This window comes from Actinoplanes octamycinicus (assembly GCF_014205225.1).
Lineage (GTDB): Bacteria > Actinomycetota > Actinomycetes > Mycobacteriales > Micromonosporaceae > Actinoplanes > Actinoplanes octamycinicus.
Window position 1 is genome coordinate 1,992,405 of the sequence record NZ_JACHNB010000001.1, and the last position, 25,823, is coordinate 2,018,227.

Annotated in this window: 24 protein-coding genes; 20 read left to right on the forward strand and 4 right to left on the reverse strand. The window is 71.4% G+C overall.

The features are described 5' to 3' along the window. Positions 1-84: 84 nt before the first annotated feature. The 18 genes from BJY16_RS08995 to BJY16_RS09080 all read left to right on the forward strand — a co-directional run bounded on the left by BJY16_RS08995 (position 85) and on the right by BJY16_RS09080 (position 16,589). Positions 85-960, forward strand: a complete 876-nt coding sequence (locus BJY16_RS08995) for a replication-relaxation family protein (protein WP_185046348.1) — start codon at positions 85-87, stop codon at positions 958-960. 394 nt (positions 961-1,354) lie between these two features. Next, positions 1,355-2,155, forward strand: coding sequence for a hypothetical protein (locus BJY16_RS09000; protein WP_221501929.1), 801 nt, complete (start codon positions 1,355-1,357; stop codon positions 2,153-2,155). A 541-nt stretch (positions 2,156-2,696) separates the two neighbouring features. Continuing rightward, complete coding sequence (locus BJY16_RS09005) at positions 2,697-3,221, forward strand: hypothetical protein (RefSeq protein WP_185038613.1); 525 nt, start codon at positions 2,697-2,699, stop codon at positions 3,219-3,221. A gap of 334 nt (positions 3,222-3,555) precedes the next feature. Further along, the gene (locus BJY16_RS09010) at positions 3,556-4,239 is read left to right on the forward strand and encodes a hypothetical protein (RefSeq protein WP_185038614.1); all 684 of its coding nucleotides are present in this window, start codon (positions 3,556-3,558) and stop codon (positions 4,237-4,239) included. A 271-nt stretch (positions 4,240-4,510) separates the two neighbouring features. Then, on the forward strand, positions 4,511-5,110 hold the full coding sequence (locus tag BJY16_RS09015) for a hypothetical protein (protein WP_185038615.1): 600 nt from the start codon (positions 4,511-4,513) through the stop codon (positions 5,108-5,110). 136 nt (positions 5,111-5,246) lie between these two features. Continuing rightward, positions 5,247-6,107 (forward strand): hypothetical protein, encoded by an 861-nt coding sequence (locus BJY16_RS09020; RefSeq protein ID WP_185038616.1) that lies wholly within the window; start codon positions 5,247-5,249, stop codon positions 6,105-6,107. 92 nt (positions 6,108-6,199) lie between these two features. After that, entirely contained in the window at positions 6,200-6,889 is a 690-nt protein-coding gene (locus BJY16_RS09025; protein WP_185038617.1) for a GGDEF domain-containing protein, read from the forward strand. A 268-nt stretch (positions 6,890-7,157) separates the two neighbouring features. Further along, on the forward strand, positions 7,158-7,568 hold the full coding sequence (locus BJY16_RS09030; RefSeq protein WP_185038618.1) for a hypothetical protein: 411 nt from the start codon (positions 7,158-7,160) through the stop codon (positions 7,566-7,568). Beyond that, positions 7,568-8,584, forward strand: a complete 1,017-nt coding sequence (locus tag BJY16_RS09035; RefSeq protein ID WP_185038619.1) for a hypothetical protein — start codon at positions 7,568-7,570, stop codon at positions 8,582-8,584. The genes BJY16_RS09030 and BJY16_RS09035 overlap by 1 nt, the downstream gene beginning before the upstream one ends. 124 nt (positions 8,585-8,708) lie before the next feature. Beyond that, positions 8,709-9,152: a hypothetical protein gene (locus BJY16_RS09040; protein ID WP_185038620.1), complete on the forward strand. Its 444-nt coding sequence runs from the start codon at positions 8,709-8,711 to the stop codon at positions 9,150-9,152. A 103-nt stretch (positions 9,153-9,255) separates the two neighbouring features. Next, a complete protein-coding gene (locus BJY16_RS09045; protein ID WP_185038621.1) occupies positions 9,256-10,332 on the forward strand; it encodes a M23 family metallopeptidase in 1,077 nt (358 codons plus the stop codon). 174 nt (positions 10,333-10,506) lie between these two features. Further along, a complete protein-coding gene (locus BJY16_RS47000; protein WP_260418272.1) occupies positions 10,507-11,040 on the forward strand; it encodes a hypothetical protein in 534 nt (177 codons plus the stop codon). A 5-nt stretch (positions 11,041-11,045) separates the two neighbouring features. Then, entirely contained in the window at positions 11,046-11,453 is a 408-nt protein-coding gene (locus tag BJY16_RS09055; protein ID WP_239177090.1) for a hypothetical protein, read from the forward strand. Positions 11,454-11,687: 234 nt separating this feature from the next. Beyond that, positions 11,688-11,975 (forward strand): hypothetical protein, encoded by a 288-nt coding sequence (locus BJY16_RS09060; protein WP_185038622.1) that lies wholly within the window; start codon positions 11,688-11,690, stop codon positions 11,973-11,975. Beyond that, a complete protein-coding gene (locus BJY16_RS09065; protein ID WP_185038623.1) occupies positions 11,972-12,472 on the forward strand; it encodes a DUF4314 domain-containing protein in 501 nt (166 codons plus the stop codon). The genes BJY16_RS09060 and BJY16_RS09065 overlap by 4 nt, the downstream gene beginning before the upstream one ends. A gap of 105 nt (positions 12,473-12,577) precedes the next feature. Beyond that, the gene (locus BJY16_RS09070) at positions 12,578-13,195 is read left to right on the forward strand and encodes a hypothetical protein (RefSeq protein ID WP_185038625.1); all 618 of its coding nucleotides are present in this window, start codon (positions 12,578-12,580) and stop codon (positions 13,193-13,195) included. A 275-nt stretch (positions 13,196-13,470) separates the two neighbouring features. Next, the gene (locus BJY16_RS09075; RefSeq protein WP_239177092.1) at positions 13,471-14,781 is read left to right on the forward strand and encodes an AAA family ATPase; all 1,311 of its coding nucleotides are present in this window, start codon (positions 13,471-13,473) and stop codon (positions 14,779-14,781) included. 8 nt (positions 14,782-14,789) lie between these two features. Then, positions 14,790-16,589: a VWA domain-containing protein gene (locus tag BJY16_RS09080; RefSeq protein ID WP_185038626.1), complete on the forward strand. Its 1,800-nt coding sequence runs from the start codon at positions 14,790-14,792 to the stop codon at positions 16,587-16,589. 176 nt (positions 16,590-16,765) lie between these two features. Here BJY16_RS09080 and BJY16_RS09085 read toward each other — a convergent pair whose 3' ends face one another. The 4 genes from BJY16_RS09085 to BJY16_RS09100 form a co-directional block, all read right to left on the reverse strand. Next, the gene (locus BJY16_RS09085; RefSeq protein WP_185038628.1) at positions 16,766-17,275 is read right to left on the reverse strand and encodes a DUF4240 domain-containing protein; all 510 of its coding nucleotides are present in this window, start codon (positions 17,273-17,275) and stop codon (positions 16,766-16,768) included. Positions 17,276-17,604: 329 nt separating this feature from the next. Then, complete coding sequence (locus tag BJY16_RS09090) at positions 17,605-18,018, reverse strand: hypothetical protein (RefSeq protein ID WP_185038629.1); 414 nt, start codon at positions 18,016-18,018, stop codon at positions 17,605-17,607. Positions 18,019-18,335: 317 nt separating this feature from the next. Beyond that, positions 18,336-18,590 (reverse strand): hypothetical protein, encoded by a 255-nt coding sequence (locus tag BJY16_RS09095; protein ID WP_185038631.1) that lies wholly within the window; start codon positions 18,588-18,590, stop codon positions 18,336-18,338. Positions 18,591-18,657: 67 nt separating this feature from the next. Then, positions 18,658-21,849: a bacterial transcriptional activator domain-containing protein gene (locus BJY16_RS09100; RefSeq protein ID WP_185038633.1), complete on the reverse strand. Its 3,192-nt coding sequence runs from the start codon at positions 21,847-21,849 to the stop codon at positions 18,658-18,660. A 267-nt stretch (positions 21,850-22,116) separates the two neighbouring features. Between BJY16_RS09100 and BJY16_RS09105 the strand changes: the two genes are divergently transcribed. Further along, a complete protein-coding gene (locus BJY16_RS09105) occupies positions 22,117-23,979 on the forward strand; it encodes an Hsp70 family protein (protein ID WP_185038635.1) in 1,863 nt (620 codons plus the stop codon). Positions 23,980-23,996: 17 nt separating this feature from the next. Beyond that, on the forward strand, positions 23,997-25,799 hold the full coding sequence (locus tag BJY16_RS09110) for an AfsR/SARP family transcriptional regulator (protein ID WP_185038637.1): 1,803 nt from the start codon (positions 23,997-23,999) through the stop codon (positions 25,797-25,799). Positions 25,800-25,823: the final 24 nt, after the last annotated feature.

Sequence of the window (25,823 nt, forward strand, 5' to 3'; positions counted from 1 at the left end):
TGAAGGAGCATCCGCGTGTCCGCGAACAACCCCAGTCCCGAACCCAGACCTCGCAGACTCTCGTCCGCCTTTGGTCAGCCCGCCCTGCGCCAGCCGTCGTCGGCCCGCCTGCAGCGCCTGGAGCTGCTGCGGCGGCTCACCGCCCGCGACCACCTGCTGCTGGCCTGGCTCGCCGAGCACTACGTGCTGACCACCGACCAGATCACGGCGGCGTTCTTCCCGGCCCGCCGTGCCGCCCTGTTGCGCCTGGCCAAACTGCACCACATGCAGGCGGTCAGCCGGTTCGTCGACGCCACCACCGGCAGCCAGCAGTACCTGTACACCCTCGGCCCGCTCGGCGCGATGATCCATAAAACCCAGTACAACGACCCCGCCGACCCCGGCGCCCGGGCGCCGCGGACCAGCATCGAGCGCACCGAGAACATCATCGGCAGCCGCCTGCTCGATCATCTGCTCGGCACCAACCAGCTGTTCATCGACCTGCACGCCTACGCCCGCACCGACGGCACCGCCCGGCTGGCCCGCTGGTGGTCCGAGCAGCACACCACCGCCGTGTTCGCGCGCGCCGGGATCCGCCCCGACGGCCACGGCGTCTGGACCGCCGGCGGCCGTGAGGTCGGGTTCTTCCTCGAACACGACCGAGGCACCGAGAAGCTCGGCACCGTGCTGCGCAAACTGCGCGCCTACGAGCAGCTCGCCGCCTACGGGCCCCGCTACCCGGTCCTGCTGCGCGTGCCCGGCCGCCGCCGCGAACAGCACCTCCTGCAAGCCCTGGCCGGCGTGCGGCTGGCGATGCCGGTCGCCACCGGCATCCACGACGAACACCCCGCCGGACCCGCCTGGACCCTGACCGACCAGCCGGCCCTGCGCCGCTGGCTGCACGAACTGCCCAGCGATCACGGCCCGGACAACCCGGCCACCAACCCGCACCGCTTCCTCAGCACCGCGGCCGAACAGTAATCCCGAGGCCCGGCTGTCAGAGACCCGGAACCTGACAGCGCTCCGACAAGGGCGGCCGCGGACGCGCCGTCGATCTGACAGCGCAGGTCAACGCCACTTCTGGCGATCACGACAGCGGCTCGGGCTGACAGACCCGGACGCTACCTTCCTCGGCAACACCTTTCCGCATATATCGCTCCACCCCGTTCGGTCCGCCCTGCGGATCCCGTCGCACCCACCGGTGCGCCCGCCCACCGCCCCGCCCAGCCGGGCCGGTCGGCACCGCACCCCGCGACGGCCCTCAGCGCCGCAACCGAACCAGCACCCCACCCACCCCTACCTGACCCATGCACCCGATGGGCCGGGCCATCACCATGCGCGCCGACCACCGCGCCCTCGCCGAAAGGACCCCTTCATGACCAGTACCGCCGACGGTGCCGCAACCCCGCTGACCCGGTTCGGCTCTCGCGTGCCGAGCATCCCCGTCCGCGCCGCGACACCTACTCCGGCTCCGGCCGTGACGCTCAAACCCGCCGCCACGATCAACACGATGATCATCGTGCTGCCCGACGAGCTGCGCACCGACATGTTCACCCGCACGTCCGACCTCAGCCGGCACTTCGGCGTGGCCGGACGGCTGCACCCGCGATTCTGGGCCATCCGGAACCTGCGCCTGTGGCAGCACCGGCAGCTGATCGGCATGCAGCCGCGCAAGCGGAACACACCCGTCTACTGCGCGGGCGGACCAGCGGCACTGCTTGATCTTGACGGTCTGCGTGACGCGTCAGGGTGCGGTGCGGGCATCCGCCACCAGCTCTGGCACCAGGTCGTGCAAGGCACCCGCCCGGCCCAGCCGTGGCCGGCACTGCACGCACGTCACTGCGCCGACCCGAAGAAATACCCCTACGCCCAGGCGCGCGACGACTTCTGGGCCCAACCCCGCGTCAACGCCATGCAGCTGCACAACGCAGCCACCGCGGGCACCGCGCACCTGCCGATCGAGGACCTGGAGATGCTGCAGGCCGGACCCATGGCCTACCAGCACTACAGCGCCATGACGGCGATCTGCGGCGACGCGCTGCGCACCGCCGACGGACGCGTCCTCACCCCGGCCAGCGACACACTCGCCGACCGGACCTACTACCTCGACCAGGCCGTGCGCTACCTCGACACGATCGAGAACGCCCGCCTGATCGCGGTCACCCTGCACCACTGACGGAACCGGTTCGGAGCCTGCCCGCACACCCTGAACCCAAGGGAACAGCGACAGCCCGAACCGGCTCCACCACACCCCCACCCTGCCGATCCGGCCCGGCCCAACGGCGCAGTTCCACCAACTCCCCAACCGGCCTGATCAGCGCCTGAACACCCACAACCTGCCGCAGACCTCGCCCACCCCCAGGCGGCCGCGGTCGCGCAGACATCTACTGCACCACCTCACCGCCTGCCCTCATGCCCTGCGGCCAGTCCCGCCGAGCGCCCAGGCCGGGGCGTCACCCGCACGCCGGCCGGCGACAACGGCCCGCTCTTTCCCTCTTCCGCGATCTTCACCAAGGAGGTACCACCATGCCCCGCCACTGGTTGCAGCTCAGCCATGTCCTGCCACCGTGTACCAGCACGACCCCAGCCACGGAAACCGGCGCCGGATCACCGACCGTCTGCGCCCGGACCACGACGGCCGCTACCCGCTCGGCGCCTACCTGTGGACCTGGCAGCATGCCGGCGGCCAAGCCGACGGGAGGTGCTCCATGGGCGGCATGACGTTTGACCAGTACGCCGCCGGCGCCGACCCGGCCGCCGCCTTCGCTTCTGCTGTCGCGGACGCCCGGTACGAGTACGGCCACGACGGCTACTCCGGCACCATCGCGGAGAAGAACGACTTCGTGATCATCACCCGGCAGCTGATGACCCTCGACCAGGCCAGCAACCTCGCCGACGAACTGATCAGCAACAGCGATCCTCGTATCGACAACAAGTGGGGACCGGCCGGCGCAATCCCCGTCGTGACCGGCACCCGCATGATCGAGGTGCCCGACCTGCCACACCCCGCAGCAGGGACCAGCCTGCAGGGCGCAGACCTCGACAAGATCATCCGAGTCTGCCGCAGGCGGCGACTGCTCACCCCGGATGACATCGTCCTCGACAGCTGCTGGACCACACCGGCCGGCCGAGGAACCCCACCGAAGGGCACCGCCCGGCTGACGCTGCGCCACAACCCTTCCGACCGCACCGAGCCGACCATGCCAGACGGCTGGCTGTTCTTCGGCTGGGCCAGCAGCTAGAGCGCTGCTGGACCTTCCCGGACCCATCCATGCGCCACGCATTCGTGCGCCTGGCGTGATCCGACAGCTCTGACCCGCACGACCTGGCCGTTCCGGGCCTACCGCGCATACGCGCACCCCGGGCACGGCCAGACGGTCGTGCCCGGGTTCCATCTGTTCACCAACGGAGGAACCTGATGACGTCGGCCACCGACAGTCGACCGCCGAGCCCGGCGATTGACACCCCGCGCCCGCGAGGCCTCGAACAGCTGCACCGCCTGGTTGATCGTCCGCACCTGCCGGGTGCGATCACGACAGCCCCGTCCGCCGCCGGTACCGGAAAGGCGGTGTGAGCATGGGCTACGACATGTACACCGTGGTCGTCCCGGACGGCGAAGCGCAGCAGGTCGAAGAGATCCGCAAGCAGTTCTTCGCCGCTGCCCGCATCCGCGACACCCTCAGCAGTGACGACCCGACCTTCCTGTTCGCCCAGGACCGCGTCGTGCAGCTCCACGAACTGTTGCGCAACACCCAGAAGTCGTACTTCCGGCTCAACATCTGGGGCATGGGCCGATTCCGGCAGGCCATGCACGAGTTGGGCATGGCCTACGCGTGCGACCTGCCCGGTCAGTTCCCGCCCTGGCCGCAAGGCCGGCTCGGACAGATCGCCGAAGCGTTGCTGGAGCAGGAGGACCCCGCCGATTACCTGGCGAAGTACGGGCGGACCGCGGCGGAGAAGGCGGCGCCGACCGACACCGAGATCGCCGCGGTGCGCGCCCGCCAGGAGCAGGCCGAGGCGCTACTGCGATCGCATCCCGGCGACACGGCCGGAATCCCGCTGTACAAATTCGGCAGCAACGACGGATGGATCGTCACACCCGCCGAGTGCATGGACGCCTTGGCCGCCTGGTACCGAGCCAGCGACGAACAACGTGAACGAGCCCTGGCGAATGCCGGCATCGACGACATCGAGTACTGGAACGCCTGGCTCGATTATCTGCACCGAGCCTGCTTCTGCGAGGGCTTCGCGGTGCACTGACCTCGACATCAGCCGGACGTTCCGGCCGCTCATCTGCCGTCGCGGGGTGGCCGTCGCCGGCGATCACCCCGCGGCTGCGGTGAAGCGCGACAGCAGTCAGCACCGATGAAGGCCGCTTGCCCAGCGGCGAGCGGTCGTAGCCCTCACCGGTGCGCTCACGCGATCCGCCCCGTGCCGGGCCACCGCACCCGAAGGGTCGGTGGCTCGGGCACCTTCATCCCGCCGACGGCCACGACCGGCCGCAGGCCGCGCCTTGTCAGGAGACAATCCCGTGCCCACCACACCCGTCCGACTGCCGCACAGCGGGCTCCTCGTCCCGCACACCGGTTACACCGTGACCTCGTTCACGGGCCACCAGACCCACGACGGCGTCGCCTTCACCGCCACCCTGCGCCTCAACAAGAAGGCCATCGGCGTCATCCAGAACGCAGGCCGCGGCGGCCCCGACACCTTCTACTCCAACACCGCCGGCGACCACCGTCAGAAGCACCAGGACCTGGAGGACTTCGCCGCACTCTGCACCGACCCGCGCGGCACCACGCCAACGCTGGACTCGGTGCTCAGCGACCTGGTCGCCGAGTACGAGACCAGCCGGGACATCGCCCGCGCCGCCAAGCGCGGCAACACTCTGCTGCGGCTGATGACCGACCACGAACTCGGCGACGGCCCGATGGGCTGGCCCAGCCCGGCCGCCTACACCGAGACCTCACCCGCGCTCGCCGCCGACCACGAACGGCTGCGAGCCAGCCTGACCGAGGACGAAGAACTGGCCCCGTCCGCCCTCGCGTGGTGGCAGATCTGGGACGCCACCGCGGGCCGCTGGATCGACGTGACGCCTCGCCCTGCTCACCTGCCCGCTGACCCGGCCTAAACACCCACCAGCCGACCCGAACCAACCCTCGGCCGACGCCCGGCCCCGACGCGCGACGCGCGTCAACACCCCACAGTTTCCGGGCCCGGCCGTGACCGGCCGTGCCCGGAACTCCCTCCTTGGAAGGAGCTCCACCATGGCATCACCGACGACGGCCGGCGAACCCGCCAGCCCGCCGCCCGCGAACAGCGCATTCCGGGTCCTTGCCGCGATCGCCGACCTCGGCGAGGCGACCGCAGCCGCCATCGCCGCGAAGGCCGGGCTCGGCTACTCCACCGTCACCCCCAAACTGCAAGCCTGGGAGAACGCCGGTCAGGCCGAGAAGTACTACAACCAAGACCGAGGCCAGAGACTGTGGCGGCTGACCGAGGCCGGCAAAGCCACGACCGCCACCCCTGCCCAGCAGACCGACACCCCCGCCGGCGGCGGCACCGGCCCGGCGCCGGCAGCCCCTGAATCCGCCAAGCGGAAGCGGCAGCAAACCGCGGCGCAACCCGCTCCGGGACACCCCTCTACCGGCGAAGAGGCGAAAGCCGCTGAGCCGGCACGGCCCGACGACGATGCCGCCCCTCCGGCGCTCCCGCCGGATGCCGCCGGCGCCGTGGCCCCCGCCGCGCAAACCCCGACCACCGCCACACCCACGACCGGGCAGCCGGACGCCCCGACCTCACCGGTCTCGGCCGATGACGGAACCGTTCCCGCTGATGGCGACGCCGGCCAGGCCACCGGCGAGGCAGGCACACCGATCAAGCGCCGCCGACCCAAAGGGGCGCTGGAGGCCAGCGCGTTGCGCATCCTGCAGGCCAACCCGGACACCGAGTACAAGGTCGGCGCCATGAAAGCGGCGATCGACGCCGCCGACGCGGACACCGGCTACCCGAAGGTCAGCGAAGGCGCCGTCTCCAACGCCCTCGACAAACTCGCCCACCGGGGCGCAGCGGTGCGTGTCGAAGACCGCAAGGCCGCGACGTTCCAGCTCGCGCCCACCACCGACTGAAACCGACATCCCGTCAGGTAGCCCGGGACGGGCGGCAGTCGTGGAAGGCCCCGCCCGCCCCGGTGCTCCTTGCAACAGAAGGAGCGACGCAATTGTCTCCCACCCTGATCTCGATCTTTTCCGCCGCCGGCGGGGTCGTCGCCGGCCTCGCCGCCTCCGTCATCGTGGTGTTCCGATTCCTGAACCGCCTCGACGACGCTGACCGGCGCGTCCTCACGGCCGAACAGCGTGCCGAAGCCGCCGAGCGCGAAGCCCGCACCGATGAGACCACCGGCCTGCCCAACCGGCGTGCTTTCACCGAGCGCCTCCAGGAAGCACTCGCCGCAGGCAACCCGGTCGGTGTGGTCATGATCGACCTCGACGACTTCAAAGCCGTCAACGACACCTTCAGCCACGAGGCTGGCAACGACGTGCTGACCGCCGTCGGGCTGCGCCTGACCGGCCTGCCGGCCCCGGTCCAGCTCGCCGCACGCCTGTCCGGCGACGAGTTCGTTCTGCTGGTGGCCGGCGACACCGAACAGACCCGGGCCTGCGCCCGCGCGGCCTGGCGAACGATCACCAGCCAGCCCGTCCCGGTCGCCGACCGCCACGAGTGGAACGTCCGCGCCAGCGTCGGCTACGCCACCGACGGCGGCAGCGCCCGCGACCTGCTGCGCCGCGCCGACGCCACCATGTACCAGGCGAAGACGGCAGGCGGCGGCGTATGCGACACCGCCCTCGCCGCCGCACCGCCGCTGCCGCCTGCGCACACCCGCTGCCGCGACGCGCGCCGCCGCGCCTGAGCCGCGCCCCGCCGTCCGGCACCGAAAGAGGGTTCGCGTACCGCACCGGGACGCGAACCCCTTTTCCGGACAGCTTCCGCTTCCGCACCGGCGGCACACCCGCAGGCCAAAGTCCGGGCCACCGCACGGCTTGACCTTCATCGACAGTCACGCGTCGATCGTCATGGCCGCCACCCCAGCACCCTTTGACCAGGGCAAACGCTGCGGTGGATGCGGTGCTCAGAGGGCGGCCGTCGCATGCTCACGCCTGCCGACGGAGGTCACCACGATGGCTGCCGCTACCCCCGCCGAGAACCCGGGAGAACACCCCGACGCCCCGCCGCCAGAGGACGTCACCGACCCGCTGCTGTGGACCGACGCCGCGAAGGTCGCCGCAGCACACCAGCCCGGCCCTGACGGCACCTGCAGCAACCTGCAATGCCGGGGCCAGCGCGCGCCGTGCCCTGCCGCTCGCGCCGCGCACCGAGCCACCCAACTCGCCCGCGACACGACCAGCCTGGCGCCACCGCGTCATCCGCCCCGAGGACGCGCGACGGTCCCGGCCGGGCCGAGCGGCTTCGCCGAGCTGTCACCGGACGCCGCGACACGGCAGCTCAGGCCCACACCCCAGAGCCCCTTCGCCGCCTTCCGGCGCCCGCATGTGCGGGCCGCCGACTACGACAACCCGGAGGACCGCTGATGAACTTCCTGCCCAACGACACCCTCGCCGGATTCGCCCGCGCGGCCGTCGACCTGCGCGCCCGCATGGTCGACTACCACAACAGCGCCCTGGCCCACCGATACCTGCACGCGCTGTTCGCCGACATGCCCGACGAGTACGGCGCGATGACGCCGGACGTGCTCACCACGATGCACCAGATCACCGGCACCCCGTGGAAGGTCGGCGAGCCGTACATCGTCGCCCCGGCGATGACCGCGATCATCGCGGCCGCCGCGCAGGCCCTCGACCTCACCGGTGAGGTGCTGCCCGACGACATCGCCCCGTGCGATCACGGCGTGCTGCTGTTCCCCGAGCCGCTCTACCACCGCGGACTGACCGGGAAGGTGTCGTCGCTGGGCGCGATCACCTGGACCCGCATCGCCACCAACGGTGAGGCGACCTGGGTGATCATCGGATGGGCCGACCAGCACGACCCGCACGATCCGGCGGCAGCCCGCCGCCGCGCAGACCTGGCTCATGAGCCGGACCTTGCCCGCCAGTTCGGCCCCTACATCCTGTCGCACTACACGATGGTCCCGGTCGGCCGGCCCGTCGAACCCGCAGACCCGCCGCAGGTCGACGCCGCCGACCGCGACTGGGAACCGGCACCGGACGGCCGGTTCTGCATCGACGAGACCACCACCCTCACCCGCGCGTGCACCACCATCGCCTACGCCTTCTGGCGCATCCAGGCCCAGCCCCTCGCCACCGTCGCCGCCGCCCCGATGGACCGGCCCGCCCGCAAACGCGCCGCCCGCGCCGGCATCCGACACGACACCCGCGTGATCATGCTGCGCCGCACCAGCGCTCACGCCGAGCCCGCCGACGGCGACCCCAAGTGGCACTACCGGGTCCGGTTCGTGGTCCGCGGGCACTGGCGGCGGCTGACCGACACCAACGGGCACACCTACCGGATCTGGATCAACGCCCACATCAAAGGCCCCGACGGCGCGCCGCTGCTGCACGGCGAAAAGGTCGCCGTCCTCGCCCGCTGACCAGCCCCGCGCCCTTGCGACTCGCGGCCGCGCACGCCCGTCGCAGAAACAGCGTGGCCGCGTCCCATGCCGCCACCGGCGGTTCGACCCCGAACCCGCACGACAACCGAAGGAGAAAGCAGCGGTGAGCACCCACAGTTACGTCGGCATCCCCGACCCCGAACAGCCCGGCCAGGTCCGGCTGCGCTACGTCCACAGCGACGGCTATCCCTCGTACATGATCCCCACGCTGCGTGCCATCTGGGCCGGGGCCGCCGAGCGTGACACCAACCGGCTGAGCACCCTGCTACTGGCCTACGACTGGGACTACCTCGACCCGGACACCACCGACGGCAGCACCTCGACGCCGCTGGCCGGTGAGCAACTGATCCCCGGCGTCGGCATGACCCTCACCGCCACCAGCATCGGCGGCCAGGGAGCGCCGTCCGACCCCGTCACCGTCCTCGCCCTGTCCGCCACCGGCGGCCTCGACGCCCAGTGGATCTACCTGCTCGACCCCGGCACCCACACCGTCACCGCGCACACCAGCGGCGGCGACGCCATCAGCACCGAACCGCTGGCATCATGAGCCGCCACCTCCTGGCCGGCCCTCACGCGGATCGGCCACGAGGCGGCCCCCACTGCGCCGTGCACCGGACCGGGCCCGCCGGCAGCGGCGGCGGTGAGCCGTGGTGAGCAGCCGAGCACTCGCCGCTGTCGCCGCCGCAGCCGCCGCGATCCTGCTGGCCTGCTCCGGGCTGACCCAGCTCCTCGGCGGCGCCGCAGCAGCCGGCAACTGCAGCGTCGCCGAGGAGCCGGCATCCGCCTTTGCCAGCGTCGCCACCAGGCCGAGCCGGTCCGGCCCGCTGGCGCCGATCGGGTCGTGGACCAGCGAGCAGGTCGGCAACGCCGCCATCATCGCGGCCGTCGGCGCACGCCTGAAGATCCCGGTGCGCGGGCAGGTGATCGCCGTGGCCACCGCCATGCAGGAATCCCGGCTGATCAACCTGGCCGGTGGCGATCGCGACTCGATCGGGCTGTTCCAGCAACGGCCCAGCCAAGGGTGGGGGACACCGGCCCAGGTACACGATCCGGAGTACGCGGCGACCAGGTTCTACACCAAGCTGCAGTCGATCACCGGCTGGCAGTCGATGCCCCTGACCAGGGCGGCCCAGGCGGTGCAGGTCAGCGCCTACCCGGATGCCTACGCGAAGTGGGAACCGCAGGCGGCGCAGCTGGTGGCCGCGCTCACCGGCGTCCACCCGGCCGGGCCGGGCTGCACGACGGTCATCGCCGCGTCCGGCTGGACCAGCCCGGCCCCCGGAGCCGAGGTCGGCAGCGGATTCCGGACCGCCGACCGGCCCGGTCACGACGGCGTCGACCTCATCGAAGCCAAGGGCCACCCCATCCACGCCGCCGCGGCCGGCACGGTCACCCGGGTGCGGTGCAACGCCATCGACGTCCGCACCGGCGGCGACTGGGGCTGCAACCGCGACGGCGATCCCGACCTGACATCCGGCTGCGGCTGGTACGTCGACATCAATCATGCCGGCGGGATCGTGACCCGCTACTGCCACCAGCTCGTCCGCCCGTACGTCCAGGTCGGCCGGCACGTCAACGCCGGCGACCTCATCGGACTGTCGGGAAGCAGCGGCCACTCCAGCGGACCTCACCTGCACTACGAGGTCCACCTCAACGCCGATCACGGTGCCGGGTCAGCGATCAACCCGGTCACCTTCATGCAATCCGTCGGCGCCCCACTCGGCTGAAGCGCGCACCGACGACCGGGCCACCCGGCGGGCGACCTCTGCCTGCCGCGAGTGCCTCGGATCGGGCCCGGCAACCGCCTGAACTCGCACGACCGCCTCATCACGACGCCATCGACCGAAAGACCCGACATGGGTCTCCCGGTGGCGTCTCGACCGACGAAGGAGAACACGTTCATGGGAAGCCGCCACTACGTCGGGGTCCTCGGGCCCCACGGCACCTACCGAGCTCTCTACCGGCAATGGGGTAACCACCCGGTGATCGAGATCCCGCTTCTGCGCGCCGACTGGCAGGACCACGACCGCGACATGGCCGGCCTGCTCGCCGTCTACGACCTGACGGTCGACGGACGCGCCGACTCGCCCGAGATCTACCACGGACACCTCGACGAGCCGACCGACGACATGGAAGGGCTGTATCTGATCGACCTCGACCACGCCGGCATCGGCTTCTACGTCCCGGACCGCGCAAGGAACTGGCGGTTGTACAGCCGGCATCTGCTCGACGGCAGCGACGACCTGTTCACGCTCGACGGCAGCACGATCCGCTGCACCACCTGTGCCGCCGTCGACGAGGTCAGGTTCAGCACCGCTCACACCGCGACCGGATCAGGCCTCGACGCGGTGGTCACCTGCACACACTGCGGCTGCGCCGAGACCACCACGCCCGCCTTCACCCGCCACCGAACCACCGGCCCCGGAAAGCGGTGATCACCGTGCGCCGCACTGACGACGCCTTGTACGCGCTGCGCCTGGAAGCCACCGCGGTGTTCGCCGGAGATTGGCTCAGCTACCAGCCCCCGCCCGGACGGATCCGCTACCTCGAGGGATACCGCGGCACCCTGCGCGCCCTGTGGAACGGCGGCGCCGAGTTCACCGTCGACGCCGACACAGCCCACACCATCGTCGCCGCCCTCGACGCCACGGCCGACTACGTCAGCAGCTGCTGGCGTACCGCCTGCTTCGACAGCGACGTGCTCGTCATCCGGCTCCCCTGCTCGCTCGGCGGGGGCGTGCACCGGCAACCACCTCGAGCAGGCTGCTACCGCATCGGCTGGGGACTGGCCTGGTACCCGGTCGACCCCGCCGACTGCGACCGCGTGATCGGCAACCGCACCGACTGACCAGCCCCGGATAACCCGGCTTGCCGCCAGCTGCACGCAGGCCACCGGCAGCTACCGGCCCCGCCGGTGCCGCGCCCCGGGCCCGAACCGGCCCAGCCCCTACGGCAGCATCCCCGATCCCACTGGTCTCGCCCGGGTCCCACCGCCCTGCCCGGCCGGGGGCCCGGAACAACCCTCGAACCCCCGCGCCGGCGACCGCCGGCGCGGGCCCAACCCACGAAGGAGAAACCACCCGTGAACCGAACACCGTCACCGAACACCGCCCGACCGGCCCGGTTCGAGGCACCCCGAACCGGCGGCAACGTGCTGCTGCTCGGCCCCCGCCACCGTCCGCCGCTGTCCGACGATCTCACCCTGCTCGTTCAGCACCACACCACCCCGGACATCCATCCGGTCGACGGCCCGGATACGGCAACCACCCCGCTGGATGACCGGCAGCGGCTGGTCACCGCCGCTGACCTGCTGTCCAGCAGCCCGGAGCCCGGCACACCGGTACCGCACGACGAAAGGTCGCAGCCATGACCGCTTACCTTCCGGGCCAGCGCGTCGTGCTGATCCACACCAGCGATCCGTACACCCGGCTGCGGCCCGGCACGCACGGCACCGTCCGCCGCCACGACCAGCACACCAACACCGTCGCCATCAGCTGGGACGACGGCTCAACCCTGGCGATGCTCCTGGACGCCGGCGACCGGATCGCTGGTGCCGACATGCCGTCCGCAGCCGAAGACGACGGCGACCACCGGCACGGCGAACCCGGCCGGACCAGGCCGGACTCCGCATCGAGCAGGCAGGACGGGCAGGTCGCCTACGTGGCTGAACTACCCCAGTGCACCCTCCACCAACTCCGCAACGTCGCGGTTCCCGCCCGCTACGACGCGGCCCTGCGCCACGGCCGGGGGTGGGCTTACCTGTGCGAGGACTGCTTCACCACCCACGCCATCGGCCTGGGCACCGGACGCGGGCAGCGGCTGATCGCCGGTGAACGGCCCGGCGATGCGGCACCTGCTGCCGGCTGACCTGCCACAGCCCCGCGCTGAGCGACCCGCCTCCCCTCGCCGCCCTTCTCGCCCTTCCTGGTCGAAGGAGCGCGGCACACGCCGCCATAGAAGACAGGAGAAACCGTGAAAGGCTTCACTGCAGGACAACGCATCACCTTGCTCTTCGCCACCGACACTGTGCGTGCCGGCGCCCTGGGCACCGTCCGCGAGTTCCACCCCGAGCAGGACACCGTCATCGCCGACTGGGACAACGGCCCTACCGCGACGCCCCACCCGAGCGCCGAACTCAGCGCGGTGACCTCCAGCTGGGTGCCTGCCGCCGGCACCGGCCTGACCTGGCCGCAAACGCTGGACGCGGTCCGGGCCGCCGCCCAGCGGGCCGCTCGCGTGGTCGCCGACCAGTGGTGCGAGCACACGCTCGGCGAGCATGCCCCCGGCGACCCCGCGATGGCGGCCCGCCACGCGCTGCACGACCTCGCCACCGAATCCCCTGACCTGGTCCTCGTCCTCTCGCAGCACCACCGCGCAGGCCACGACATGGTGGAACCGCCGACCGACACCGACCTGGTCACCCTGATGGACGGCCCCGAGCACCCGTCGCACTGGAACATCTCCGACGACAGGTGGAGCGAGGCGCTCGACGCCTACCAGGACGCCTTCGACGCGGCAGTTCTCCGGCGTGTCGCCGAGCAGTGCCGCATCGTGGCAGGCCCGACCGGCACCCCGCCGACGCACGAGTAACGGCTACGACCGAACCCCGTGTTGATCTACCGGTGTGCGGCTGCACCGCTGACCGGCCCGTTCACGCCGACACCGGTGCACCCGCATCGTTCGCCGTCACCACGGTGACGGCTTCCCGCTGACCTGCGGCACCGATCCGTGTCGCCATCCGGCAACCGCCCGCCCCGGTCACGACGACCGGCAACGGCAGGTCGCCACCTTTTCCCCTTGAGGTGGCCCCTGCCGGACACGGTCAGGGGCCACCTCCATGCCCACACCATGGAGGAAGAACCCCCATGCACCCTCACTCCCCGTCGGTTGACCTCGCCGACGACATCGCCGCGACAGCCGGCCCGTCCGAAGCATCCGGCAGCTGCGATGCCGCCGATCCGGCACCTGTCCCGGCCATGACCGCCCCGACCGGCCCGGTCAACGCCGTCAGCGGCCTGCCTCGCCTGCGCGCCGGCGAACTACAGGCGCAGGTCCTCGGTGTCCTCGCCTCCGACAGCGGCAAGGCGTTCGGCGTCGCACAGATCGCGCAGCAGCTGCACGGCCGGTCCACCGGCGCGATCGGGCTGGCCTGCGACAAGCTCGTCACACTCGGGCAGGCCACCCGCGACAACGCGCAGTTCACCGTCACCGCCGCCGGCATCAGCCACCACCGAGCCCACCCGGGCCCCGCCCCCGTCCCGCCGGTCGCCGCGCCCACCCCGCGGACGCCCTCACCGGCCACCCCGACCCCGGCGGCACCGCCGGCATCCGCCGGGTCTGCCGCGACGCCGGTCCCGGCGTGCCCGGCGCCGACGAGCGGGCCGGTCCGCCGCCCGAACGGGCAGCTCTATCACCCTCGCCGGCTCGCCAAACGCACCGACGTCGACGTGCTGCGCCAGCTGCGCACCGAGGACGTGGCGGTGCTGCTGTACGGGCCGCCCGGCACCGGCAAGACCAGCCTGATCGAGGCAGCGTTCGGCGACGACCTGTTCACGGTGCCCGGCGACGGCGACACCACCGTCGGCGACATCATCGGCGACTACGTGCCCACCGAATCCGGCGGCTACGAATTCGTCCCCGGCCCGCTGCCGCGAGCGATGACCTCAGGCGGCGTGCTGTTCATCGACGACGCGACCCTGATCAGCCCGAAAGTCCTCGCCGTGGTCTACCCGGCGATGGACGGCCGCCGCCAGATCATCATCAAAGCCGCCGGCGGTCAGATGATCACCGCCAAGCGCGGCTTCTACATGGTCGCCGGGCACAACCCCGGCGTGCACGGCGCCGTGCTCACCGAAGCCCTCGCCTCCCGCTTCTGCGCCCAGATCAAGGTGTCCACCGACTACGACCTGGCCGCCGCCCTCGGCGTCGACGCTCACATGGTCCGCGCCGCCCGCAACCTGTCCACCCGATACGACTCCGGCGACATCGGTTGGGCGCCGCAACTACGCGAGCTGCTGGCCTTCAAAAAGCTCACCGACGTGCTCGGGGTCGAGACAGCCATCAGCAACCTCGTCGGCATCGCCCCGCCGGAGGACCGCGACGCCGTGATCAAAGCGATCAAGCAGACCTTCGGCATCGCCACACCCGCCCCGCTCGCGCTCGGCACGCAGGTGTGAACGCGCCGATGACAACCATCAACCCGGCCGCGAACAGCCACGGCAAACACCTCGACCCCGACCCGGCCGCCCCCGCCCGCACCAGCCCCCAGGACGCCGGCTGGCTGCGGCTGTCGGCGGCGCTGACCGCGCACCTACCGCCGATCGCCGGCCGCGGCGACCTGATCGTGATCTGCGAACCCGGCGCCGGCCGCGGCGCCCCTGCCTGCCTGCTGCGCGAACAGGCAACCGTCGAGATCAACGGCGACTACCTCGACTGCGACCTCACCACGATCGACACCGACGACCCGGACGCGCGCGAACAGTTCCCCGTTCTCTGGGGACTGCTCACCCACGAGGCCGCCCACAGCCAGCACACCTGCTGGGAGTTCGGCGCCGGTGAACCAGCCGCCGCCGAAGCCGCCGTCCTGCTCGAGGAATCCCGCATCGAAGCAGCACAGGTCCGTCGCCGGCCCGGCGACCGCCGATGGCTGCGCGCCGCCGCCACCAAGATCCTGCTCGCCGAAGTCCCGGACACCGACGAGAAGTGGTCGGCCGCCGCCACCGCCGCGCTGGTCCTCGCCCGCGCCGACGCCGGTGTCCTCGATCCCGACGAAGTACGCCCCGTCCGCGACGCGGTCACGACCATCCTCGGACCCGCGACGCTCGCCGAGCTGACCCAGGTGTGGCGCCACGCTCACCAGGTCGACGACTTCGACACCGACACCATGCTCGACCTCGGCCGCCGCTGGTGCTCGATCCTGAACATCACCCCCGACGACACGACCATTCCGCCGCTGAGCGGCCCACCCGGTCCCGGCCGGCCCGACACCCCCGGCGCCACGCCAGCAGGCGGAGGCGCCTGCACGGGAGCCTTACGCAAAGCCGCCGGCCAGGTGGTCGTGACCGTCGCTGACCACGACGGTGAACAAGCCGAAGCCCAAGCCGAAGCAGCCCGCTCAGCGGCCCGCCGATCCGCCGACCGCGACGCCGAGGACCGCGCCCGTACCCGGGCGACAACCGCCGAACGAAAAGTGTTCAGCAACTCCGCCGGTGTCCACCCCAACGGCAAACCCCGCGCCACCGCGCCACCACCGACAACGCGGCCGGCGACCGAAGCCGAACGCGCCGCCGCCCGCCACCTGGCCCGCGCGCTGCGCGCCGCCGCATACCGGGAACCCACCGAAATCCGCACGACGGCGTCAACCCCGCCGGGACGGCTGTGGGCGCGAGCAGCGATGACCGCAGACGCCCAGCGCGCCGCCGGCCGGCAACCCACCGCCGAACCCTGGCGGCGTACCGAACGCCGCCGGCATCCGAGCCCGCCCATCACCGTCGGGATCTGCGCCGACGTCTCACCCTCGGTCAGCGCCTTCGCCCACCCGATCGCCTCCGCGGCCTGGATCACCGCCCAGGCCGCGACCTGGGCCGGCGGCACCAGCGCCACCGTCACCTTCGGCAGGTTCGTCACCGCCATCACCGCACCCGGGCAGGCACCCGCCCAGGTTCGCCTCTTCGGCCAGGAGAACGACACCGCAGGATTCCCCCTGGCAGTCGATGCCCTCGACGCCGCGCTCGGCCTCGCCGACCCGCGGGCCGGCGCCCGGCTGCTGGTCGTCGTCAGCGACGGCGAGTTCACCGCCACCGAAACGCAAGCAGGTCAGCACCGCATGGACCGGCTCCTGCGTGCCGGCTGCGCCCTGCTCTGGCTGGCCCCACCCGGCAGCACCCCACTCAACGGCGGTCAGCAGGTGACCCTCGCCGACCCCGCCCAGTCCGGGCGGCTGATCGCGAGAGCCGCCACCGCCGCCATGACAGCGCACCGCTGACCGCTACGCCGAGCCCAGCACCGGGCTCGGCGTAGCCCAGCACACCGTCAACGGCTCGGTGGGGCGCAGCGCGCCCGGCCCGCACACCATGGCTTGACGGGCACTGATCATCACGGTGGTGTGGAGGGCAGGGACGCCGCCGGCAGGCCCCCGGCCGGCGGCTCCGACGGACAGGTTCACCCCTCGTCGGGATCCGGCCGATTGCGGAAGAACGGCCTGAGGACGAAGGCGAGCAGCCGCAGCCACAGTGGGAGGCGGTCCGCCTCGTGCGGTCCGCCCCAGCCGGCGATGTTGCTTCCGGACTCATAACTGACCGGTGACTCGTGATGCCACCCAGCACCGGCGCTGCGCTCGTACGCGTTCGGCGCCACGGAGAGCAGAGGCTCCGCATCCCGCAGCGCGAATCGTCGCAGCTTCTTCGGCTCGGCGAGGATCTGCTCATAGGTGGCACGACCGGCGCAGACAGCGGCACAGCGCACGTAGAGGAACCAGTCACCACGAGCCCGAGCGGCCCGGGCATGTGCTCGGGTGTCAAGGGCGTGCAGCGCGAACGCCAGCTGATCGGCGAAGGCGACGATCTCGGATGCTGGGCGGGTGGCGAGTTCATCAGCCAGGCGCTCTATCGCCTCGTCGTCCGGCTCGGCACCCATGGTCCCTATGAGGCGCCAGAACGCGTCCTGTTCCATAGGCAAGATCATCCCTGCTGCCTCGGCACCCACCCTCCTGCCCGAGGCCAGAAACCGGACCTCAACGGCTTGATTCTGGTTACACAGGAAGGAAACGACTGATCTGCGGGCGGCTGCGGATACCCAGCACGGTCCGGATCTGGTATCTGACGGCCACACCGGCTGGCCGCACCCGACTTCCATACCCCTGGTGCGGAAAGCACCGAGTGCCTGAGGGCATGGCTGACGGCTGCTTCGCCTCATGGGGCGGGGCAGCCGTCAGCTTCCGGATACGCAAAGGCGTAACCTTCGCGGCGGCCATCAAGCCGCAGCCGGTCACTGGTAGGGCGTTACGGGCCGACGTAGCCAGCGTTCACCATGTAGTACCCGTCTTCACACCAGGCATAGGAGTACTTCCCCCAGGAGTGGAACGCGCCGGTGGCGCGGTGAATCCCTTCGTGGTAGTAGGACGAGCCATCACTGAGACTGACGCATTGGGCCCACGCGTAGTACCTGCCCAGCCCGCTCCAGTCTCGGCAGCGAACGCGGTATTCCACCGGGAAGCCACCGGTTTGGCAGTCGCCCGCGAGAGCCTGTGCGTCGTTGCCAGCCTGCGGGCGGTCGCTGCCCGCTGATTGGCTGGATGGTGTCGCCACCGTGGTATCGGTGGCATGGTCCGTGGCCATCGCCGCGCCGGGAGATGCAAACAGCGCCCCGCTGCCCAGTATCAGAGCTGCTGCGATGAGGATGAGTCGTTTACGCATGTCACCTCGTCCTGTGCGTTGTCGAGTGGCCGGGATGGGACTTCCGACCGCCTGTCACGAACCTGTGTAGCGGCACGGAGTTTGTTCGGCTCCTGCTCGAGCCGGTGGACAGACAACTCCAGACAACGCGTCAGCGACTCACCCGGGTGGGCGGACCGGTTAAGCGCCCGAACCAGTTGTGCGATGGCGAGGATCTGTAGCCGATGAAGAGGTCAGCCCTGACCTGCCGTGATCGACGCAAGCGGGGGTGCGGCGGTTCGCGAGCGGTTGAGGTGCGTGCGGATGCCGGGGTCGGCTGCTCACGCTGAACTTTCGTCTCAGTTCATGCGATAGTCCGAGCGAGAATCTACGAGCTGCCCGCCTGGGCTGGGGAAGCGGGGCGACAGGATCACGCCGATCCCGAATCCCAGAGTCTGCTCGATCACCCGACGGACCTCACTCATCTCGGCCTGGCCCTCGTCGTAGGCGAGCACCAGGCCGAAACCCTTGTTCGAGCGCAGCTCCCAGCGCGGCGTATCACCGAACGATGACACCAACGCGGTCAGCAGCTGCTCGGCCGGCCTCTCGAACATATGATCTAGTCTAGCCGTTCGGGAGGGGCCGCGCCGTCGGCACGGCCTGATCCACCGAGCGCCTCCATCAGGCGCTGGCCGCCGAATGCGAGGGCGCCTGTTGCCCGTGCCGCTGCAGGCCGGCGATCAACTGGTCGGACAAGGCGATCGTCTCGTCGCTGACTTCGGCGTCGATCTGCGCCATCGCCCGGCCGGCGGCGCGCCGTAGCGACAGGATCGCGTCGACGTGCCCGAGCGCGGCCCGGGCCCGCATCGCGTACCGGTACAGCTCCTCGCTGTGCGGGCTGTGCCCGATGGCGGCCTCCAGCACCTGAACCTGTGCCTCGGGCTGGTCGGCGAGAGCGTCGGCCAGGGTGAGGTGGGCGTCGAGGGCCTGCTGGCGGATGGCCTCCCGGTACGGTTCGGCCCATTCGTAGTCGACACCGTCGGCGAACGGGCCGCGGTAGGCGTCGACGGCGCGGCGCAGCCCGGCGATGCGCTCGCGCCGGTCGGTGGCGTGGTTGGCCTCGCGGATCGCCGACCGCATCCGCCACAGGTCGACATCGATGAGCGACTGGTTCAGCACGTACCGGTGCTGAGGGTGGGTGAGGTAGGTGCCCGGGCCGGCGATGCGCCGCATCACGTTGCGGATATCGGAGACGTAGGTGTGCAGCCGTTGCGGGGCTTTGCTGGCGGGGGCGTCGGGCAGCAGGTCGTCGAGGATCTGCTCGGTGGTGGCGCTGCCGTCGTGGACGGCCAGGTAGACGAGCAGTTCCAAGGCCTTGCGGCGAGGCAGCCGGTCCAGCTCCTCCGCCACGATCCGCGGGGTGCCGAGGACCGCCACCTCGACCCGCTCACCAGAGTGCTCGGCGATGGCATCGCCGTGCTGGTCCTGATCATCGGCGGTGGGCTGTGCCATCGGTTCGTTGGATTCGGGGTCGTCCTGGTCGACCGGGATGGGCGCCGTCAGGGGATCGGTGGGGGCCGGTGTGGGCAGCTCGGCCTGGGTTGCCGGATCGCTCTGACCGGCGCCGCCGGTGGTGAGGCAGAGGAAGGTTCGTCCGGCGTCGGTCAGCTGCCACAGCGTCTGACCGTTGTCGGCGCGCACCGTCCGGGTGTGGCCGGTGTGTTCCCAGTGCACCAGTTTGGCGGTCGTCGCGGGGTACGGCATGCCGGTGTGCCCGGCGACCGCGGCGGCGGTCGCGTCGCCGAGCTGTGCAAGAGCGGAGAGGGCGAGGATCGCGTCGTCTTCGCGGACCGCGGTCGCGGCGGCGGCGGCCGGGACCGTGCCGGCTGCAGGCTGCGGTTGCGCCCGGCCGGTGTGCGCCTCCGCCAGGGTGCTGATGACGGCGATGGTCTCGGCGCCGGTGAGGACGGCGAGCCGGCCGATGTCGGCGGGGTGCCGGCCGTGGCGGCTGCCGTCGCCCGGCGTGGTGGTGCCGTCGCCGGCGACGGCAACGGTGGTGCCGTCCGGCCAGGCGCCGAGCAGCACGCCATGGATGCCCAGGCGTTCGCCTTGGGCCAGCAGGGCGGCGATACGGGTCTGCTCGTGCCGGCCGGTCGCGTCGGCCAGCAGCATGATCGGCGGTGTCGGTTCCTCGACCGGGTCGGCGGCGCGCATCGCGGCGACGGTGTCGACCCGGTGCGCGTAGACCAGCCGGCTGCGGTACAGGATCTGTTCCTCCAGCAGATCCAGCGCGGCGGCGAGGTCGGTGGTGACGGTCAGCTGCGGTGTGTCCGGCAGCTCGCCCATGGCGGCGCCGAACAAGGCAGTGGCGGTCGCCGACGGCAGCACCACCTGGCTGTGCGGCTCGTCCGGGCTACGGTCGGCGAGCGCGGCAGCCAGCAGGCCGCGGGCCGCCGCTGCCGCGCCGGGGCCGACCAACCCGAGCCCGGACGACGGCCAGAGCGCCGCGACCGGATTCGTCAGGGCGGGCGCGACCGGCCGCACCGGCTGCCGCGCGTCCGCGAGGCCACTACCCCGGTCTTCCCCTTGCGCGGAGGCGCTGACCTGGACGTCCTCGATCGTGGCAGCCGACGCCTGGGGCGTGGCCGGTTGCGGTGGCGGCGCGGACGCGGCCGGGTGAGGGTGGGTGCGCAGGCTACGGCGGATCTCGGTGACGACCGGGGGTAGCGGCGCGAGGTCGGGATCCTGCAGCCGCAGTTCGACGCCGGCGGGCCGACGCCGGTACCGGCGCCGCCGGTGAGCCCACAGCAGCGTGGCTGCGGCGGCGACCGCGCCGGCGAGACCGACGTCCAGCCAGCTGCCGCTGCTGAGGGACACCCCAGCGGGCGCGGCCCGGCCGGCGGCTGCGGATCCGTCAGCTTGTGGGCTGTCGGGGTGGGACGTGCCGGGCGGTGCCGGGGTGTCGTCGGCCGGGTCGATGGCGCCGTCGTCAGGGTCGGCGGCCGCACTGACCGTCGTAGCCGCGCCGGCCGAAGCGGCCGGCGCCGCGGGCTGCGATGCCGGGGCGCCCGGCGCCGGCGTGCTCGCGGACGATCCGCGGTCGCTGGGCGAGGACGTCGCGGGCGGCGGCGTGGCCGGCGTGGCGGGGAGGGCGGGTGCCGGCTTCGCCGTGGCACCGGGAAGGACAAGTTTCCAGGCGGGCCGGATGAGGTCGCCGCCGTGCATGTCGTAGCGGGCACGGTTGAGCCGGTAGATCTCCTTCCACCGGTACGGGTCACCGAGCTTGTCGTCGGCGATGTCCCACAAGGTGTCACCGCGATGCACCGTCACCGTCTGGACATGGCGCGGATCGGCGGCCTGGCCGTGGGCCGCCGGCACCGCCCCCGCGCCGGATGACAGCGCCGCGGAGCCCGTCGCCGGGTGATGCCCGGAGGCGGTGAGGTCTGCCGCACCGGGGTGCCCGTCGGCCGCCGCGACGGCCGGTGCCGCGGCGTGGGCGGGCATCGCACCTCCCGCGGTGGCCACCGTCGCGGTTCCCAGCAGGGTGGCGGCCAGTCCCTGCATCGGTCCGGGCAGGAAATAGCAGATCCGCTCCCAGCTGCGCCGCCAGTCACGCGAACACGCCCGGGTGACGCCGAGTGCCAGCACGATGCTCGCGGTGAGGGCCCAGCCGATCCAGGCGATCACCCAGCCGGTCGTGCCGGCATGCTCGGCGTTCAGCGGCGCGTCCAGCCACTGCTGCACCTGCTCGGCGGTCACCGTCCGCGCCGGCCACGGCGCCCCGCCAACGGCGAGCATCACGGCCGGCGGGCCGGCCAGCACCGCCACCACGACGATCGCGGTCCGTATCACCGCGAGCACACGGATCATCATTCCTCCATCCCGGGACAGTGATCAGGCATGGCGCAGACCGACTGCCGACACCCCCGCCGGGGGATGCGCCAAGCACGCGTCGGCGACGCATTCCGACGCTAAGCCGACACCCTCCCGGCGGGCGCCTATCAGCCGCTTACAAAACCTCACAACCGGCTTACACGTTGGATAACGGCAGCTCACGGTCGCTCTAGGCGGTTGCTGCATCGGAGTTCGTCAACATAAAGAAGGCGTGACGAATCGGCGATCATCTGTTTCACTGGGCCGGTGACACCATTGCTGGTGATCGATTACGGGGCCGCTTTAACGCGCGCGATCATGATCGGATCCGATGGCGTGCTCAACCCACTGCAATTCGACGGCGGCTGGGAACTGTCGTCAGCGGTGCACGTGGGCGCCGGAGACCTCGCCGTCGGAGCGCAGGCCTGGCAGCGCGCCGCGGACGACCCGGACGGGTTCGTACTGTCGCCGCTACGGGCCGGCAGCGGGCAGGTCAGCGCGGGCACGGTGACCGTCGAGACCGCCGACCTGGCAGCCGCCACCCTGCAACAGGTCGCCGCCGAGGCCGCCCGGGTAGCGGGGGAGCCGGTGACGCAGGCGCACCTGGTCGTGCCGGCCGGCTGGGGGCCGCGCCGCCGGACCTGGCTGCGCCATGCCGCCCGCACCGCCGGCCTGCAGGTGACCCGGGTGATCGACGCACCCGTCGCCGCCGCCTGCCGGGTCGCCCCTACCACGGGCACCGAAGGCCGGGTACTGCTGATCGTCGACGTCGGCGCCGGATGCGAGGTCAGCGTCCTGCAGCAGAACGCGCACGGCACCGAGGTCCTCGCGACCCTCGACGACCCGGACGCCGGCGGCGACCGGATCGCCGCGCTGCTGAGCACCATGCTGACCGGCACCACCGTCGACGACCTTCCCGAACACCAGCGGTGGACCACCCTCGCGATGATCCGCACCGTCCTGCCGACACTGATCCAGCAACCCGCGGTCACCATGGCACTGCCCACCACCGGACCGGTCGTCGTCGCCAGCGTCCAAGCGGCGCAGAGCGCACAACCGGTCCTCGAACGCGTCGGCGAACTCGCCGCCCAGGCGATCACGGCCGCCGACCTGACCCTCGCCGACGTGCACGCCGTCTACCTGATCGGCGGTGTCGCCGCACTCCCCGGCGCACCGGAGCTGATCGCCGCCAAGCTCGGCATCGCGCCGCAGGTGCCGCCCGCGCCGGCCTCCGCCGCGGTGGCCGGCGCCGCCGAAACCGACCCCGGCGCCGCAGCAGCGCGAGCGACGAACACCGGCGAACCCCTGCGGCTGCCTCCGCTGCGACGCATCGTGCTGTTCGGCATCCCCGGCCTGCTCGCGCTGCTGCTCTATGCCCACTTCCTGCTCGGCTCCGACCTGTACGGCACCGCACCGTTCGGCAGATACCGAGGAGAGATTTATGAGCTGATCGCCGGCTGGCCGGAACTAACCCTGGCCTGCGTGTTCGTCCAGATTTGCCTGCTGCAGGCGGCCGGCGTCTTCGCAGCCCTGCTCGATCACAACGAGCGCGTCCCCGGCCGAACAGGTTCATCCAGCAGAATCAGCGCGGGCATCGGGATCGCCGTTATCGCCGGCCCGGCCATCGCCTACCTCATGGTGCTGATCGCGAACGCGTACTTCAACGGCTACGGCACCGCGGTCACCGACTGGACCACACGCTGGGCCGTCCTGCCGATCCTGCCCATCGCTGGCTGCGCTGCCCTGATCGCCGCTATCGCCTGGCGCCGCAGGACCCCACCCGCCGACGGATGGGACACCATCCTCAGCTTCCCCATCATCTCCATGATCACCGCATCGCTCGGGGTCTTCTCCGCCACCGTGCCATCGGTCATGGGCACGCCGTACTGGCTGTATGGATGGGGACCGGCCTTCTCCTACGTCGGAGGCCTGCTGCTCGCCGTCGGCATCGCCTGCGCCCTGGTCCGTCACCCACTCATCCGCCTCTTCCTCAGCCTCCCGCTCGCCATCGTTCTGATGACCCTCGCCCCAACCTTCTACGGCTATCGAGCGCTTGGCGCCCTCTACGCAGCCGCCGTCGCCGCCTGGTGCATCAGACGGCTCTGGACACTGCTCGCTGGCAACCGCTAACCGAAGGTGCACCGCACATGCGCTGGATGTCCCGGCTCGCCACGGCCCTGATCACCCTCGCCGCCCTCGCCGGCCCCCCACTGATCGCCGGCCTCTGGCTCGCACACCGGCCCTGGCCACCCCTGTCACCCACGGGAATCAAGGCCTGGCTGCAACAACCCCGCACCCTCGGTGACCTGCTAGCCCTCGTCGTGCTGGTCGCCGCCGTGCTGTGGATCCTGACCGCCGGCTACCTGGCACGCCGGCACCTGACCGCGCTCACCGCCCGCTGGCGGCACCTACAGCACCTGCCGCTACCCAGCCCGGCCCAGATGACCGCGAGCTCCATGGCCGGCGTCGCGGCCCTCACTCTGCCCACCCTCACGGCCGACCACCCGGCAACGCCCACGGCCACCAGCACAACACCACCCGTCGACCCCGCCAGCCGCCAGCAGGCCCCCGCCCCACCAGACACCACTGCCCAGATGGGGATCACCCTGCCCGGCGGCGGATGGCTGCCCTACCCCACCGCGCTCGCCATCAGCGCCACCGCCGGACTGCTCTGGCTACACCGACGCCGCATCTACCAACCCAGCCCCCACCGGATCGGTACCCACCACACCGACCCCGACCTGCAACCACTGCCCGCCACCATCAACGCGATCACCACGGCGACAGCCGACAGCAACAACGCGTCCGATCCGCACCCCGGCGCGCAGGTCACCCCCGACAACCTGCCGGCCGGTCCGCTACACCTACACGGCACCGGCGCCCCAGCCGCCGCCCGCGGGCTGATCGTCGCCGCAGCGCTCACCGCAGCCGCGGGCAGAGCAGCGACCAGCCACATCTCGATCAGCCGCGACGACTGGACCCGCCTTCTCCCCGAGCTCGACCCGACCACCCTCCCGGGCGTCTCCATCCACGATTCCGCCGCCGGCATAGCGGCGCCGGGCGCCATGCAGGACCACGGCAAGTCGCCGACGGGGGACGCCCGGTCCTCCCAGCCGCCAACGCCGGTCACCACGATCCTTCTCAAGGACCCCACAACGCCTGCGGCTCGCTGGCAGGTCGACGACGACGGCGTCACCACCGGCCGGGGCATCACCTACCCCCGCCGTCTGTGCACCCTCGACCACCAGACAGCCGTCGACCTGCTGGCTTTGTTCCACCAGCGGCGCACACCCCGCCAGCCTGCCACCACTAGACCACCGGCACAGCCTGCGGCCACCGCATCTATCCAGCCGACCGCGGGACGGCTGGCACTGTTAGGCGAGTGCACCCTGACGTTGCACGGCGAGCCAGTCCGGTTGCGCCGCACTGCGGGACTGCAAATCCTGGCCTACCTCGCCGTGCACCCCAACGGTGCCAGCCGGTCCGAACTCATCTCCGCTATCTGGCCCCAGCTAGCGCCGGCGACCATCACCCAACGACTGCACACCACGCTGTCGGACCTCCGCGTACAACTGCGACCCACCATCGAAGAACCCGTCACCCGCCACGGCGACCACTACCAACTAGGCTCCGACATCGGCACCGACCTGCGGACCTGGAGAGCCACCACCACCGCGATCACGACCGCTGTCACCATCCCCGCGCGTACCCGGGCCTGCCGGCAGCTGCTGCAGATGTACCGCGGTGAGCTGGCAGCCACCTATACCTGGCCCTGGATCAACCCCGCACGCGAAGCAGTCCGTCGCGACGCCCTCGACGCCTGCCTCTACCTCGCCGAGCACACCCCAGCCGCCGAAGCCCTCGACATCCTGACCACCGCTACCGCCATCGATCCATACAACGCTGCGGTACAGCAGCGGATGGCCGCCCTGAATCTTCACCACCGTTAGGCTGTGACTCTCATGGGGCGATAC

Excerpts from the sequence above, each read along its gene's own strand:
- BJY16_RS09000 (WP_221501929.1), top strand. The coding sequence starts at position 1,355 with ATGACCAGTACCGCCGACGGTGCCGCAACCCCGCTGACCCGGTTCGGC.
- BJY16_RS09005 (WP_185038613.1), top strand. The coding sequence starts at position 2,697 with ATGACGTTTGACCAGTACGCCGCCGGCGCCGACCCGGCCGCCGCCTTC.
- BJY16_RS09010 (WP_185038614.1), top strand. The coding sequence starts at position 3,556 with ATGGGCTACGACATGTACACCGTGGTCGTCCCGGACGGCGAAGCGCAG.
- BJY16_RS09020 (WP_185038616.1), top strand. The coding sequence starts at position 5,247 with ATGGCATCACCGACGACGGCCGGCGAACCCGCCAGCCCGCCGCCCGCG.
- BJY16_RS09030 (WP_185038618.1), top strand. The coding sequence starts at position 7,158 with ATGGCTGCCGCTACCCCCGCCGAGAACCCGGGAGAACACCCCGACGCC.
- BJY16_RS09035 (WP_185038619.1), top strand. The coding sequence starts at position 7,568 with ATGAACTTCCTGCCCAACGACACCCTCGCCGGATTCGCCCGCGCGGCC.
- BJY16_RS47000 (WP_260418272.1), top strand. The coding sequence starts at position 10,507 with ATGGGAAGCCGCCACTACGTCGGGGTCCTCGGGCCCCACGGCACCTAC.
- BJY16_RS09065 (WP_185038623.1), top strand. The coding sequence starts at position 11,972 with ATGACCGCTTACCTTCCGGGCCAGCGCGTCGTGCTGATCCACACCAGC.
- BJY16_RS09075 (WP_239177092.1), top strand. The coding sequence starts at position 13,471 with ATGCACCCTCACTCCCCGTCGGTTGACCTCGCCGACGACATCGCCGCG.
- BJY16_RS09080 (WP_185038626.1), top strand. The coding sequence starts at position 14,790 with ATGACAACCATCAACCCGGCCGCGAACAGCCACGGCAAACACCTCGAC.
- BJY16_RS09085 (WP_185038628.1), bottom strand. The coding sequence starts at position 17,275 with ATGGAACAGGACGCGTTCTGGCGCCTCATAGGGACCATGGGTGCCGAG.
- BJY16_RS09090 (WP_185038629.1), bottom strand. The coding sequence starts at position 18,018 with ATGCGTAAACGACTCATCCTCATCGCAGCAGCTCTGATACTGGGCAGC.
- BJY16_RS09095 (WP_185038631.1), bottom strand. The coding sequence starts at position 18,590 with ATGTTCGAGAGGCCGGCCGAGCAGCTGCTGACCGCGTTGGTGTCATCG.
- BJY16_RS09100 (WP_185038633.1), bottom strand. The coding sequence starts at position 21,849 with ATGATGATCCGTGTGCTCGCGGTGATACGGACCGCGATCGTCGTGGTG.
- BJY16_RS09110 (WP_185038637.1), top strand. The coding sequence starts at position 23,997 with ATGCGCTGGATGTCCCGGCTCGCCACGGCCCTGATCACCCTCGCCGCC.